The following is a 14,352-nucleotide window of genomic DNA, read 5'->3' as shown; positions in this document are numbered from 1 at the left end:
AAAATATAAAGATTAATTTTAAGGATTTTTATGGAAAATATTTTTACTAAAGATTCAGATATTGAAAATATAGATATAGAAAGTTCTATAAAGAGTAGTTATTTAGATTATTCTATGAGTGTTATTATAGGCCGTGCTTTACCTGATGCTAGAGATGGGCTTAAGCCTGTTCATAGAAGAATTTTATATGCTATGAATGATTTAGGTGTTGGAAGTCGTAGTGCATACAAAAAGTCAGCGCGTATAGTGGGTGATGTAATCGGTAAATACCATCCACATGGTGATACAGCTGTATATGATGCTTTAGTAAGAATGGCGCAAGATTTTTCTATGCGTTATCCAAGCGTAGATGGGCAAGGAAACTTTGGTTCTATTGATGGTGATGGCGCTGCTGCAATGCGTTATACTGAAGCTAGGATGACGATTTTGGCTGAAGAACTTTTGCGTGATATAGAAAAAGATACGGTTGATTTTATACCAAATTATGATGATTCTATGAGTGAGCCTGATGTTTTACCTGCTAGGGTGCCAAATTTATTACTCAATGGTTCAAGTGGTATTGCAGTAGGTATGGCTACTAATATTCCTCCACATAGTTTAAATGAGCTTATTGATGGTTTGCTTTATTTAATTGATAATAAAAATGCAAGCTTAGAAGAAATAATGCAATTTATCAAAGGCCCTGATTTTCCAACTGGTGGTATTATCTTTGGTAAAAAGGGTATTATAGAGGCTTATCGCACAGGTCGTGGTAGGGTAAAAGTAAGAGCAAAAACCCATATAGAAAAAAGAGCTAATAAAGATATTATCGTCATAGATGAACTTCCTTATCAAACCAATAAAGCAAGATTGATAGAGCAAATTGCTGAACTTGCCAAAGAAAAACAAATCGAAGGTATTGCTGAAGTTAGAGATGAGAGTGATAGAGAAGGAATTCGCGTGGTGATTGAGCTAAAACGCGATGCTATGAGTGAGATCGTGTTAAATAATCTTTTTAAATCTACCACTATGGAGAGTACTTTTGGTGTGATTATGCTTGCTATACATAACAAGGAGCCAAAAGTTTTTTCTTTGATTGAGCTTTTAAATTTATTTTTAAATCATAGAAAAACTGTAATTATTAGAAGAACGATTTATGAATTGCAAAAAGCCAGAGCTAGAGCGCATATTTTAGAGGGTTTAAAAATTGCACTAGATAATATTGATGAAGTGATAGCTTTGATTAAAAACTCTCCCGATAATCCAACGGCTAAAAATTTATTAATGCAAAAATTTGGCTTAAGCGAGCTTCAATCTAATGCGATTTTAGATATGAAATTAGGTCGTTTAACAGGACTTGAGAGAGAAAAGATTGATAATGAATTAAGAGAATTATTAGCGGAAATTGAAAGACTTGATCAAATTTTAAAAAGCGAAACTTTGCTTGAAAATTTAATCAAAGATGAGCTGAAAGAAATCAGAACAAAATTTGATGTGCCAAGAATCACTCAAATTGAAGATGATTATGATGATATTGATATAGAAGATTTGATACCAAATGAAAACATGGTAGTTACTATTACTCATCGTGGCTATATTAAGCGTGTTCCAAGCAAGCAATATGAAAAACAAAAACGTGGTGGTAAAGGTAAGGTTGCAGTGACAACTTATGATGATGATTTTATAGAAAGCTTCTTTACAGCAAACACACACGATACTTTGATGTTTGTTACTGATCGTGGGCAGCTTTATTGGCTTAAGGTTTATAAAATTCCTGAAGGAAGTAGAACTGCTAAAGGTAAAGCTGTGGTTAATCTCATTAATCTACAAGCAGATGAAAAAATCATGGCAATTATTCCAACCACTGATTTTGATGAGAGTAAATCATTGTGTTTCTTTACTAAAAATGGTATCGTAAAACGCACAAATTTAAGCGAATATCAAAATATTAGAAGCGTGGGTGTAAAAGCGATTAATCTAGATGAAAATGATGAGCTTGTTACTGCAATTGTCGTAGCAAGAGATGAAAGTGAAATTGTAAATATAAATACAGACGAAAACTTAGAAGCAGAAGATAATCTGGACATTGAAACAAATGAAAATAGCGAAGAGCTTGAAATTGTTAGTGGTAAAATGCTTTTTGCAGTTACCAAAAAAGGTATGTGTATTAAATTCCCGCTTGCTAAAGTTAGAGAGATTGGCCGTGTAAGTAGAGGGGTGACTGCGATTAAATTTAAAGAAAAAGATGATGAAGTTGTGGGTGCTGTTGTTATAGAAAATGATGCTCAAGAAATTTTAAGTGTAAGTGCAAAAGGTATAGGTAAGCGTACTGATGCAGGCGAATATAGACTTCAAAGTAGAGGTGGTAAGGGTGTAATATGTATGAAACTTACTGCTAAAACAAAAGATTTAATCGGAATAGTCATAGTCGATGAAAGCATGGATTTAATGGCATTAACAAGCAGCGGTAAGATGATACGCGTTGATATGCAAAGTATTAGAAAAGCAGGTAGAAACACAAGTGGTGTAATTGTTGTTAATGTGGAAAATGATGAAGTGGTAAGCATTGCTAAGTGTCCTAAAGAAGAAGATGAGGAATTAGATGTTGAAACTAATATGGATTTAAATTTAGAATAGTAAAATTCTGGAATGCTTTTTGCTATCTTAAAATAATATCAAATAAATTGAAGGTGTAAAAATGAAAAAAGTTATTTTTATGTTTTGTTTGGCTTTAGGTTTTAGTGCGTGTGCACTAGATCAAAGAGGTGTGAAACCTACTCAAGCTCAAGCTACTCAAGCTGCAAGTTCTGATGTTGTAGTTCAAAAAGTAGACAAAGATGATGTGCGTAATATCATTAGAGAAGAAAAAATGCTTGCAAATGATACAAGCACAGATAACGATTTAACTTTTACAGCAGTGGGTGAGGGTATCGCTCCTTTAAATACAGTTTCTGTTGGTCAAGCTTTGGCTTTAGCTAAAAGAGCAGCAATTACTGATGCTTATAGACAATTAGCTAGCAAGCTATATGGTGTAAGAGTTAATGGTAAAGATACAGTAAAAGATGCAATGCTTAAAAGTTCAACCATTACAGCACAAGTAAATGGTTTGATTAAAAATGCAAGTGTAGTTGATCAAGACTTTAAAGATGGTCTTTATAGAGTAAATGTAGAACTTAAAATCGATGCTGACAAGTGGAAAGAATTGTTTGCTTATTAATCCTTATAATTTTTAATGCTGCTGCCCAAGATGAATTTATATTTTGGGCAGAACTCTCTAATAAAAATTTAATCCTTTTTCATCAAAATGAAACTATTTCTATGGCTATGACCAAGAGCAAAAAAAAGAATTTAGAATATGCTTGTGAGTTAGTTTATACACCAAGTGACTTGAAATCTTTAATACGCAATGATTTTGGTGTGGTAGATGAAGAGAAAATGACAAAGTTAGATAAATTTAATTTTTTAAATGCTCACAAAAATGATTTAATTGATTGCTTTTTTAATTCAAAAATAGATGTAAAAGATTTTGTAAAAAGTGAACAAGCAAGTGCGCAAAGTGAAACTTATGTAAGAATTTTGCCACTAAGATTTATAGTTGAATTTCATGATAATAGTGCCTTTGTATATTATCTTAAATAAAAAACAAAGCTAGCTTTTATAAAAATCAAGTTAAAATACTTAAAAAAATATTAAGAGTATAAAATGCAAAAAAGTATTCCTCGTTATTTATTATTTAAATATTTGCGTTTTGACAAAGATCAGCCCTTTATCATGCTTTCAAAAATTTTAGCCTTTTTAGGTGTGAGTATAGGGCTTTGCGTGCTTTTAGTTGCAATGGCTATTATGAATGGTTTTGATAAGGAATTTGAAAGAAAGCTTTTTACTATGAATTATCCTATCACTATATTGCCACGTTTTGGAGCAAGTGTAGATGATAAATTATTACAAGAATTAAGAGTTAAATTTCCAAATTTATTATTTAGTCCTTATATTGCTACTCAAGTTATAGCAAGAAATGATTTAAAATTAGAAGGTGGTATGCTTTTTGGGGTTAATTTTGAAGATGAAAAAAAGATCAATGAGGTAGTAGCTCAAGCTTTAGAAAATAAAAAATTAGATAATTTTGATATTTTAATTGGCAAGAGTTTAAAAGATGAATTTGGACTAGATTATAATGAAAAAATAACTCTAATTTTTTCTAATCTTAATGCTAGTGGACTTTCGCTTATCCCACAGGTTAAAAGATTTAATGTTAAGGCTGATTTTTCTTCAGGGTTATTAGCCTATGATAAAGCTTATATGTATACAGATGCTAAAGCCTTAGCTAAAATTTTATCATATCCTCAAGGAAATTATGATGGAGTGCATGTGTATTCAAATAAACCCTTTGAAAATATTAAACAAATTGATGCTTTTTTGGGTGCAAGATATGCTAGTATAGGTTGGTGGGAACAAAATGGGAATTTCTTTGCAGCTCTTGCTTTAGAAAAAAGAGCTTTGTTTATAGTATTAATGTTAATTATTTTAGTTGCAAGTTTAAACATAGTAAGCTCTTTACTGATGATAGTGATGAATAGGCGCAGTGAAATAGCTTTATTGCTTTCTTTAGGTGCTAGTAAGCTAGAGATTAAAAAAACCTTTTTTTCTTTAGGGTTTTTAATAGGTGGAGGTGGCATTGTAGCAGGTGTGATTCTTGCAGCTATAGCTTTGTGGGTGCTTGGAAATTTTGATATTATTTCTTTACCAAGTGATGTTTATGGTATGAGTAAATTGCCTTTAGAGCTTTCTTTAGTTGATTTTTGTGTTACGCTTTTTGGAGCTATTGTGATTGTAAGTTTATCTTCTTATTATCCTGCCAAAAAAGCAACTCAAGTAGATATTTTAGATACTTTAAGAAACGAATAAATTTTTACAATTTATTCGTTTAAGAATTTTTGAATTTCGTTAAAAAAGCTATCATAACTAATATCTTTTATGGTTTTAATAAATTTTCCATTTTCATCTATCAGATAAAATTCACCACTATGCGCTATAGAATATCCCATAGCAGAATCTTTAAGATTGATTTTTTCATATACCACACCATAATTTTTAGTAACTTTTTCTAATTCTTTTTCATCTTTAGCAACTAAAGCAGTAGAATTTGGATAAAAATATTTTACCCATTGACTAGTTTGAGTTAGATTGTTATCTCTTGCTGGATCTAGTGAGATAAATACCACATGAGCTTTTTCTTTATTTGGCATTTTTTCTAAAACATTAGCAATTAAGGCAAGTTCACTAGGGCAAACATCAGGACAATATGTATATCCAAAATATACAATTAATTTTTTACCGATAAAATCTTTTAAACTAAGTATACCTTTTTCAGAATTTAAGTGAAAATTGTATTTGTTATTTTCAAAATATTGCACTGATATAAAAAACACCCCAAAAATTACCACAATTAATAAAAAAATATTTATTTTTTTCATACTTTACCTTTTTACATCAAAGTCAAAATAAAAATTTAGCGGAGTTTCATCATCAAAAAGTTCTATTCTAAAACGCATCACATCTAGTGTACAAGAGCTTAAAACTAATTTAGCATGATAAGTGTTGTTGATTTTTTTAAATTGTGGAACAATATCTCCCATATACATATTAAGTCCATAAACTCTAGCGTTTAGTTTTTTAAACTCACCTAAATTAGTGATATTTAAATCAAGTTCATTTAGTGTAGCTATAGGCTTTGGATTTAAATTTATCAAGATTTTTTTATCTTTAAAATTATACTCACACTCTTGGGTGTTTAGATCACATGCTAAAGGCGTTAGAGTGGTGATTAACTCTCTTTTTTTTCCAGAATTTGTTGAATTAGTATAAAAATAAGCCCCGCATATAGCAAAGATTATAGCTAGGGCAAAAATAAGTAGATTTTTCATTATTTTTTAATGCTTCTTGACTTGATATCTTTTAGTTCAATTGTGCTATTATCATCAAAATAAAGTGTTAAATTAGCTTTGGTTTGAGGTGTGATATTCTCTTTAAGATTTAGTATCATAATATGCATGCCACCTGGTTTAAGTTCAGCACTTGAATTAGCTTTTATAGTAATTTGAGGGATTTGCACCATCATTTTTTTACCATTTTCCATGATATGATCGTGAATTTCAGTTGTATCGCTTAATGAGCTTTGAGCTTTTATTAGTTTTATATCTTTATCAGAATTATTTTTAAGTTCCAAAAAAATTGCTGTTGTTTTAGAATTTGGCGGAGTTTGTCTAACATAAGGATCATTTATAGTGATTTCATTTGCAATAGCAAAGGTGCTTAATATAGCTAAACTAAGTAATTTTTTCATTATTATCCCTTTATATTTTTTAGTCAATCATAAACATTATACACGGAAAAAATTAAAAATATATTTATTGTAAAAATATTATAATTATCTCTTTGTTGTTTTAAATTTTAATAGAAAGGTATAAATTGTTTAAAACTATATTAGTATTATTTAGTCTGGTTGTATTTGTAAATGCAAGTGATCTTGCAAAAATTTATTTAAATCAAGGTATTGATGCAGTTGAAAAGGTGTTAGAGCAAGAATTAAGCAAGAAAGATTTTTGGCTTGATGAGATAAAAGATAAAAATGTTAGCCTTGGTTACTATGAAGAAAATGTAGCTATTGTGTTGACTAATAAAAGCGATAAAATCATTAGAGTTTATCATTATAATGATGGAAAGGTAGAAAAGAAATTTATTCAAAAAGATGTTTTAACTGGTTTGGCTGGAGATAAAGAAATAGAAGGAGATTTAAAAACTCCTATAGGTTTTTATGAACTTGGAAAGAAATTTTATCCTGGCGATCCATATTATGGACCATTTGCTTTTGCGACAACTTATCCAAACGTTTTAGATAAAACTTTAGGTAAAACAGGTGGTGGAATTTGGATTCATGGGTATCCTTTAGATGGAACGCGTTTAGATACTTATAAAACTAGAGGTTGCATTGCTGTACAAAATGACTTGTTAGAAGATTTTAATAAATTAGTCGCTGATAGAAAATCATATGCAATGACAGAAGAAAAAAATAAAGTAAGAACAAACCATGAAGAAGTTGCTATTTTGTTAGCAAATTTATTTGCTTGGAAAGATAGTTGGCAAAAAAGTGATATTAGCAAATACTTATCTTTTTATGATCAAAAAATATTCAAACATAAAAATAAATTTTCATATGAACAGTTTGCAAAAAACAAGCAAAGAATTTTCACTAAAAAAGAAGAAAAAACTATTAAATTTTCAGATCTTAGCATAAGTCCTTATCCAAATGATAAAAATGAGAAGATTTTTAGAATAGGATTTTATGAAGATTATCGTAGTACTAATTATAAATTCAAAGGAGAAAAAGTTCTTTATGTTAAGCTAGTTGAAGATAAAATGCAAATTTTAGCTGAACAATAATGGCTTATATAAAAATCGATCGCTCAGCTTATGAGTATAATCTTGATCTAATAGCCTCTAAGGCTGGAGGTTACGAAAAAGTAATTTGTGTTTTTAAAGATAATGCTTATGGTCATGGAGCTAAACTTTTAGCTCCCATAGCTAGAGCAAAAGGTATAAATTTTATAGCCGTAAAAAATGAAGCCGAAGCAAAAGAGCTTGAAAATATTTTTGATAATATCTTAATTTTATCTCATCATCCACATGGCAATGAAAGTAAAAAATTTATTTATGCTTTAAATGCAAGAAATGACATAAAAAAGCTTAAAAAAAATACAAAAATTCATTTAGTCATAGATACAAATATGCATAGAAATGGAATTTTATCTGAAGAAATTCAAGAAGTGATGCAAGAGCTAAAAAGCAATAATTTGATACTTTGTGGAGTGATGATGCATTTTGCAGGAAGTGATGAAGTAGATGCAAGTTATTTTGTGCAAAAACAAAAATTTCAACACGCTAAAAAGTTAATTTATAATTTATTACAAGAAGAGACTAAGAGCTTGGTATTTCATTCTCATAATTCTGAAGCTTTATTTAGAGCAAATACTTTAGAAGATGATGAGTATTGTAGAGTAGGGCTTGTACAATTTGGTTATGCGCATTTTAATAAAGACTTACATAAGGTTTTGAGTTTATGGGCTGAAAAATTAAGCCAGAGAGTGTTAAAAAAAGGTCAAAGTGTTGGTTATGGTGGAATGTATAGTGCAAAAGAAGATATCGAAATAGCAACTTATGATTTAGGTTATGCTGATGGGCTTTTGCGTTATGATGGTAAAAAAGATTTTTTTCTTCCTAATGGTAAAAAAATACTTGGAAAAATGTCTATGGATAGCTTTTCTTGTGAGAATGATAGTGATGTAATTTGTGTTTTAAATGATGCAAATGTTATGGCCAACTTTTTTAATACTATTAATTATGAAATTTTAGTAAAACTTTCTCCAACTTTAAAAAGAATTGTAATTTAAGATAAAAAGTACTAATATATCTAAAGAAAGGATAAATATGGCATTTTTAAATTGGGCTATTTTAATTTTATTTTTATTTATAGTGTTTTTGCTGATTAATCGTTATGAAAGAAAAATAAAGATTTTGCATAAAAATATAGAGATTTTAAAAAATGAATGCAAGAAAAATAGTGAAAACATAGAACAAAATAGAATTTTAATAGAAAAAAATAGGTCAAATATTGAAGATATTAAACTTCAAGATTAGTTTTAATCTTGAAGTGTTTTAGCTATAAGTTCTAATGGGTGTAAAAATCTTGTGGAAATTTTTTCATGCTCTAATGCATTTGAAATTTGCATTCTGCAAGCTGAGCATTCTGCGCTAATGATTTCTATATCACTTTTTTGTATATTTTGAGCTTTTTTTATGCCAACTTGCAAAGCTTTTTCATAATGATCAGTTTGCATGCTAACTCCACCAAAACCACAGCATTCGTTTGACTTGATAAGTTCTTTAAAAGCATAATTTTGTTTTAGTAAAGCTCTTGGTTCTTTAAAAACCCCTTGCATTTTTCTTGCATGGCAAGGATCATGATATGCAATTTTTGTATTTATTTTTTTCTTTGTTTTTAAAAGTTCTTCTAAATTAGTGTATTCATAAAAATATTTTGTTGCAAGTAGTATTTTACTGGAAATATTTTTAGCTCTTATTGCCCATTCTTTATCATTTTGCATATGGAAAAAATGTTCATAGTCTATATTAATCATTGCAGAGCAGGTCGCTTCTGGGATAATAATATAATCTAGTGTTTTTAATTTTTCCTCAAAATAAATGATATTTTTTTTAGCTAATTTTTCTACGCTGTTAAAATCTCCGGTAAAGTAATGAGGAGCACCACAGCAAGATTGATCTTTTAATAAATCAACATTAATTTTAAGATGCTTACAAATTTTAAGTAAGGCAAAACCTGTATTGGTGTAAGAATAATTAGACAAACAACCTATAAAAAGTCCTATAGTTTTTTCGCCTTGATTGTTTATAAAATCAGGATTAGAGGCTAAAAAGCTTTTCTTAGCTAAAGAAGGTAACAAGCGGTCTTTTTTGATTAAAGGTAGGCTAAATTTAGCTTTCATTCCTAAATTTTTATGTTGTAAGCTAAAGGCACAACTTTGAAAAACATAGCCAAATCTTGCTAAAATATCTAAAATCTTTCTGTGCCTTAGAAAAAAGAAAGCAAGTTTTTTATACCATGCTATACCAAATTTTTGGGCTATATCAAAGCGTACTTTTTCAATGGCACTATCTACTCTTAAATGACTTGGGCAAACTTCAACGCAATTTGTGCATAAAAAACATGATTCAAAAGTTTTTTTAAGATTTTTATCAAGTTCTAGTTCTTGGTTTTTATAAGCACTAATTAAATCTAAAAAACCACGAGGAGAAGTGCTCTCATCGCGGTTTATTTCATGTATGGTACAAACTGGTATGCATTTGCCGCATTTTACGCAAGCATTAGAAATTTCATTAACAATTAGCATATTAAACCGTTTTAGAAAATACTTTTTTATCTTCGCTAATGCGTTTTAAATATTTATCAAAACACATAGCAATATTACGTATTAAAAGCACTCCTGTTTCATTAACTTTGATATAATTTTCATCTAAAGTAAAAAACTCGCTAAGTTCTTCAAGTTCTTTTAAATCTTGTTTAAAATATTCAAAAAAATCAATTTTAAATTTATTTTCTATATTTTTTATATTAAGTGTAAAATTACTCATAAGTTCCATAATAACAGCTTTTCTTAATTCATCATCATCATCAAGCATAATACCTTTTTCACAAGGTAATCTACCCTCATCAATAGCTTTTTCATAACTTGACATGTCTTTAAAATTTTGCATATAATGTCTTTGTCCTTCACCTATGCTTGTTAAGCCAATACCAATTAAATCAGTTCCACCTTTTGTAGTATAGCCTTGGAAATTTCTATGCAAGCTACCATTTTCTAAAGCTTTAAAAAGTTCATCTTGTGGTTTTGCAAAATGATCCATTCCTATCATTTTATAACCATTTTGAGTTAAAAATTTTTCACAGTATTCTAAAATCTGAAGTTTTACATCAGGGCTTGGTAATGTACTTTCATCAAATTTTCTCATATTTTTTTTAAGCCAAGGCACATGTGCATAGTTAAAAATAGCAAAACGATCAGGATTAATTAGCAATGCTTTTTCTAAAGTTTGCTTAAAACTTTCTAGGCTTTGATAAGGAAGACCATAGATTAAGTCCATATTTACTGAGTTAATTCCCTTTTTTCTTACCATATCTACTGCATTTTTGGTTAGCTCAAAAGGTTGAATTCTATGAATTTCCTTTTGAACCTTTTCATCAAAATCTTGCACACCAAAACTAATACGATTAAAGCCATTTTGGATTAAAATATCAGCTTGTTCTTCATTTAAAAATCTAGGATCGATCTCGCAGCTTACTTCGCTATCTTGGGTAAAATTTGGAAAAATGTTTTTTATTTTTAAAATCAAAATTTGTAATTGTTTAGCGCAAAAGAATGTAGGTGTACCACCACCAAAATGCATTTGAGCTACTTCTCTTTGGGTGTTGATGATATTTGCTAAAAGATCAAGTTCTTTAAAAAGATAGTTCAAATATCTTTCTTTGCTTTCTTCTTTAGCAGTATATATTACATTACAACCACAAAAATAGCAAGCACTTCTGCAAAAAGGCAAATGAAAATACAAAGACAATTGTGCTTTTTGATCTTTTAAAATTTGTATATAATCTTCATATTTAAACTGAGTGTTAAACTCTACTGCAGTAGGATAAGATGTATATCTTGGACCCGCTTTGGAGTATTTAACAAAACTTTTATAATCTTTCATTTGGTTTTACCTTTTGCATCATTTCTTTCATATTGATAAACAAATTAGGATATTTAGCATGAATATTGCTAATTAGTTGATCTAAATCAATATTTACTTCTTTTACACCTTTAGCAACTTGATGTTTAATCTCATCCATAGCAACTGTCCAAACATCATTAAAATCAATAGGAATTTGTTGATAAATAGCCTTTTCTAATTTGAGTTCAAAATTATCTTTTTGCACCTCTTTAGCATTTTGTAAAAACTCAATTAGGGTTTTTACTGAAAACATAGTTTTAACTTCGCCATTTTCGTCTACTATAAACCATGGTTCAGGTGCTAATTCATGTCCATTTTTTAAGCTTAATTTTTTTTCTTTTTCGTTTATATGAGTTAGATAAAATACGGTTTGATTGTGTTTTTCTATACCCAAATAATTTGATAATTCATTAATGATATCTTGAGAACTTTTTTTACTTAGACTATCCAATCTTACTCCCTGTTTAATAATTTTGCAATTTCTTTTGCATGATAAGTTATGATAAGCTTAGCTCCTGCTCTTTTAAATGCAAGCATGGTTTCAAGCACTATTTTTTCATAATCAATCACACCTGCTTTTTGACCTGCTTTTAATAAAGCATATTCACCACTTACATTATATACACAAAGTGGAAGTTTGGAATGATTTACTATATCTTTAACTATATCTAAATACGCAAGTGCTGGTTTAACCATCAAAATATCAGCACCTTGTTTTTCATCTTCTAAGCTCTCACATAAGGCTTCTTTACCATTGGCAAAATCCATTTGATAGGTTTTTCTATCTCCATAACTTGGCGCAGAATCAGCCACATCTCTAAAAGGCCCATAATAAGCTGAGGCAAATTTGGTAGAATAAGCCATAATAGGTAAATTTTCAAAACCATTTTCATCTAAAGTTTTTCTTAAAGTTTCAATAATGCCATCCATCATACCACTTGGCGCTATCATATCAGCACCATTTTTGGCATGAATTAGAGCTTGTTTAGCTGAAATTTCTAAAGTTAAATCATTGTCTACACTTTTACTTTTTGGATCAATAATGCCACAATGACCATGATCAGTATACTCACAAAAACAAAGATCAGTAATCACTACTAAATCAGGAAATTTTGCTTTAATATTTCTTAGACTTGTAGCAATTAAACCATCATCGCTTAATGCATCACTTCCACAGCTATCTTTTTTAGAGCTTTCTAGCACACCAAATAAAATAATAGCTTTAATACCAAGACTAATTAGCTCTTCGCATTCTTTTAAAATTTCATCTAAGCTCATTTGAAACACATCTGGCATAGACGCGATTTCATTTTTAATATTAGTGCCATTTACAACAAAAAGGGGGTAGATTAAATCATCTAAATTTAAGGTATTTTCTTTTACTAGACTTCTAATATTCTCATTCAATCTTAATCTTCTAAAGCGTTTAAACATAAATTTCCTTTTTGTTTGTTAAAATTGCTTAAATTCTAGCATATTTTTTGTAAAAAAGGTGAAGAAAATAATGACTATTCAAATTTCCGAAATAGCAAAACTTCCCACTCGTTTTGGAGAATTTAATATACAAAGTTTCAAAGAAAACGACAAAGAACATCTTTGTATTTTTAAAGGAAGATTAGAAAAAGAAGTTAATATTAGAATTCATTCAGAATGTTTAACAGGTGATGTTTTAGGAAGTTTAAAATGTGATTGTGGCGAGCAACTTGACTTTTCATTAAAATATATCCAAGAGCATGGTGGTATGGTAATTTATCTAAGGCAAGAAGGAAGAGGCATAGGGCTTTTTAATAAAATTAATGCTTATGCTTTACAAGATAAAGGTTTTAACACTATAGAAGCAAATCATCAATTAGGGTTTAAAGCAGATGAGCGTAGTTATGAAATGGTAGATTTTATACTTAAACATTATAAGATTACTAAGATTAATCTTTTGACTAATAATCCTGAAAAACTTAGCTCTTTAAAAGGAAAAGTAAATTTAAGAATTCCTATTTTAATTGAAGCAAATCGTTTTAATAAGGATTATTTGGAAATTAAACATACGCAAATGGGACATTTAAATTGAAAATTTATGAAGAGCAATTAAATTTCATACAAAATTTTGTTAAAAAAGATGATTTTTTCCAAAAAATCACACTTTATAAAGAGTTACTAAAAAAATTTAATTCTGTGCATAATCTAACTCATCTTGAAAACATAGATGATAATATTATCGATAGTATAAAAATTTTAGACTATTGTGATTTGACTGATAAAAAAAAGATTGTTGATGTTGGAAGTGGGGCTGGTTTTCCTGCGATATTTTTAGCATGCATTTTGGAAAATAGTATTTTTTTTCTATTTGAGCCCAGTGTTAAAAAGGCTTCTTTTTTAAGAGTAATCAAAACTGAACTTAATTTGATAAATGTGAACATTATAAAAGAAAAATTGCAAAATCATCCACCTTTTAAAGTAGATTTAATCACCTCAAGAGCTTTGATGGATATAAAACCTTTGATTGAAATTTCAAATGGTTTTTATGATGAAAAAACTTCATTTTTGCTTTATAAAGGTAGTGAGGTTTATGATGAACTGGAAGGAATGAAAGATTATAAAATTGTTAACTGTGGTTTTAGAAATTATTGTCTTTTAAAAGTAAAGGAAAAGTTATGTTAATTTTTGGACATCCTTTGATAAATATGCAAAAATTTAGTCATTATGAAAATATTTTTATTAAAACCAGTGTGAATTGTTTTGAATATGATGAATCGGTTATTAAAAACGCAAAAGATGAAAAAGTAGATTTTGGCATTTTTGTTAAAAATGAAGAAGAAATTTTGCTTTCTAATGCATTGGGCGCTAAATATATTTTAATAAAAGATGAAAATTTGGCAAAAATTGCATCAAAGATGGCCGAATTTTATATGTTTGATTCTAAAATTTTATTTCTACTTGATACTTTAAAAAATAATCTGAAAAAAGCTTATGAATTAAATGTAGATGGAGTTTGTTTAAAATCCTTCATTGGCTAAACTAAACCCATTAAGGGTT

17 protein-coding genes are annotated in these 14,352 nt (G+C 29.0%); 10 read left to right on the top strand and 7 right to left on the bottom strand.

Annotated features, from left to right (window positions below; genetic code table 11):
• Nucleotides 1-30: 30 nt before the first annotated feature.
• The 4 genes from gyrA to CLCT_RS05495 all read left to right on the top strand — a co-directional run bounded on the left by gyrA (nt 31) and on the right by CLCT_RS05495 (nt 4,884).
• The gene (gene gyrA, locus CLCT_RS05510) at nt 31-2,616 is read left to right on the top strand and encodes a DNA gyrase subunit A (protein WP_149062504.1); all 2,586 of its coding nucleotides are present in this window, start codon (nt 31-33) and stop codon (nt 2,614-2,616) included.
• Nucleotides 2,617-2,677: 61 nt separating this feature from the next.
• Nucleotides 2,678-3,196, top strand: coding sequence for an LPP20 family lipoprotein (locus tag CLCT_RS05505; protein ID WP_039668654.1), 519 nt, complete (start codon nt 2,678-2,680; stop codon nt 3,194-3,196).
• Complete coding sequence (locus tag CLCT_RS05500) at nt 3,172-3,618, top strand: hypothetical protein (protein ID WP_149062503.1); 447 nt, start codon at nt 3,172-3,174, stop codon at nt 3,616-3,618. Before CLCT_RS05505 ends, CLCT_RS05500 begins: the two co-directional genes overlap by 25 nt.
• Nucleotides 3,619-3,681: 63 nt before the next feature.
• Nucleotides 3,682-4,884: an ABC transporter permease gene (locus CLCT_RS05495; RefSeq protein WP_039668652.1), complete on the top strand. Its 1,203-nt coding sequence runs from the start codon at nt 3,682-3,684 to the stop codon at nt 4,882-4,884.
• 11 nt (nt 4,885-4,895) lie between these two features.
• Here CLCT_RS05495 and CLCT_RS05490 read toward each other — a convergent pair whose 3' ends face one another.
• Genes CLCT_RS05490 through CLCT_RS05480 form a run of 3 tightly spaced genes read right to left on the bottom strand, consistent with a single transcriptional unit; the run spans nt 4,896 to nt 6,322 of the window.
• Nucleotides 4,896-5,453, bottom strand: a complete 558-nt coding sequence (locus tag CLCT_RS05490; protein ID WP_039668651.1) for a cytochrome oxidase biogenesis protein, Sco1/SenC/PrrC family — start codon at nt 5,451-5,453, stop codon at nt 4,896-4,898.
• Nucleotides 5,454-5,456: 3 nt separating this feature from the next.
• Nucleotides 5,457-5,903 (bottom strand): hypothetical protein, encoded by a 447-nt coding sequence (locus CLCT_RS05485; protein ID WP_149062502.1) that lies wholly within the window; start codon nt 5,901-5,903, stop codon nt 5,457-5,459.
• Nucleotides 5,903-6,322 carry a copper chaperone PCu(A)C gene (locus tag CLCT_RS05480; protein ID WP_039668649.1) on the bottom strand — a complete coding sequence of 140 codons (420 nt, stop codon included), beginning with the start codon at nt 6,320-6,322 and terminating at the stop codon, nt 5,903-5,905. Before CLCT_RS05480 ends, CLCT_RS05485 begins: the two co-directional genes overlap by 1 nt.
• Nucleotides 6,323-6,447: 125 nt before the next feature.
• On the opposite strand from CLCT_RS05480, the gene CLCT_RS05475 reads away from it, so the two are divergent.
• From CLCT_RS05475 to CLCT_RS05465, 3 genes are read left to right on the top strand one after another with little or no spacing between them, the layout of a single operon-like run.
• A complete protein-coding gene (locus CLCT_RS05475; RefSeq protein WP_149062501.1) occupies nt 6,448-7,419 on the top strand; it encodes a L,D-transpeptidase family protein in 972 nt (323 codons plus the stop codon).
• Nucleotides 7,419-8,426 carry an alanine racemase gene (locus CLCT_RS05470; RefSeq protein WP_149062500.1) on the top strand — a complete coding sequence of 336 codons (1,008 nt, stop codon included), beginning with the start codon at nt 7,419-7,421 and terminating at the stop codon, nt 8,424-8,426. The genes CLCT_RS05475 and CLCT_RS05470 overlap by 1 nt, the downstream gene beginning before the upstream one ends.
• Before the next feature lie 37 nt (nt 8,427-8,463).
• The gene (locus tag CLCT_RS05465; RefSeq protein ID WP_149062499.1) at nt 8,464-8,673 is read left to right on the top strand and encodes a hypothetical protein; all 210 of its coding nucleotides are present in this window, start codon (nt 8,464-8,466) and stop codon (nt 8,671-8,673) included.
• Between the two features lie 2 nt (nt 8,674-8,675).
• On the opposite strand, the gene CLCT_RS05460 is transcribed toward CLCT_RS05465, so the two are convergent.
• Genes CLCT_RS05460 through hemB form a run of 4 tightly spaced genes read right to left on the bottom strand, consistent with a single transcriptional unit; the run spans nt 8,676 to nt 12,756 of the window.
• Nucleotides 8,676-9,944: a (Fe-S)-binding protein gene (locus CLCT_RS05460; protein WP_149062498.1), complete on the bottom strand. Its 1,269-nt coding sequence runs from the start codon at nt 9,942-9,944 to the stop codon at nt 8,676-8,678.
• A gap of 1 nt (nt 9,945) precedes the next feature.
• On the bottom strand, nt 9,946-11,301 hold the full coding sequence (gene hemN, locus CLCT_RS05455) for an oxygen-independent coproporphyrinogen III oxidase (protein ID WP_149062497.1): 1,356 nt from the start codon (nt 11,299-11,301) through the stop codon (nt 9,946-9,948).
• A complete protein-coding gene (locus tag CLCT_RS05450) occupies nt 11,288-11,773 on the bottom strand; it encodes a DUF2603 domain-containing protein (RefSeq protein WP_149062496.1) in 486 nt (161 codons plus the stop codon). Before CLCT_RS05450 ends, hemN begins: the two co-directional genes overlap by 14 nt.
• A 2-nt stretch (nt 11,774-11,775) precedes the next feature.
• A complete protein-coding gene (gene hemB, locus CLCT_RS05445; RefSeq protein ID WP_149062495.1) occupies nt 11,776-12,756 on the bottom strand; it encodes a porphobilinogen synthase in 981 nt (326 codons plus the stop codon).
• Nucleotides 12,757-12,826: 70 nt separating this feature from the next.
• On the opposite strand from hemB, the gene ribA reads away from it, so the two are divergent.
• The 3 genes from ribA to CLCT_RS05430 are packed head-to-tail and all read left to right on the top strand — an operon-like array spanning nt 12,827 to nt 14,333.
• On the top strand, nt 12,827-13,387 hold the full coding sequence (ribA, locus tag CLCT_RS05440) for a GTP cyclohydrolase II (RefSeq protein WP_149062494.1): 561 nt from the start codon (nt 12,827-12,829) through the stop codon (nt 13,385-13,387).
• Nucleotides 13,388-13,389: 2 nt separating this feature from the next.
• Nucleotides 13,390-13,977: a 16S rRNA (guanine(527)-N(7))-methyltransferase RsmG gene (rsmG, locus tag CLCT_RS05435; protein WP_371315831.1), complete on the top strand. Its 588-nt coding sequence runs from the start codon at nt 13,390-13,392 to the stop codon at nt 13,975-13,977.
• On the top strand, nt 13,971-14,333 hold the full coding sequence (locus tag CLCT_RS05430; RefSeq protein WP_149062492.1) for a hypothetical protein: 363 nt from the start codon (nt 13,971-13,973) through the stop codon (nt 14,331-14,333). The genes rsmG and CLCT_RS05430 overlap by 7 nt, the downstream gene beginning before the upstream one ends.
• Nucleotides 14,334-14,352: the final 19 nt, after the last annotated feature.

This window comes from Campylobacter lari subsp. concheus (genome assembly GCF_008245025.1).
Lineage (GTDB): Bacteria > Campylobacterota > Campylobacteria > Campylobacterales > Campylobacteraceae > Campylobacter_D > Campylobacter_D concheus.
Note: the sequence above shows the minus strand (reverse complement) of the source record. Positions and strands in the feature narration are given on the sequence as shown.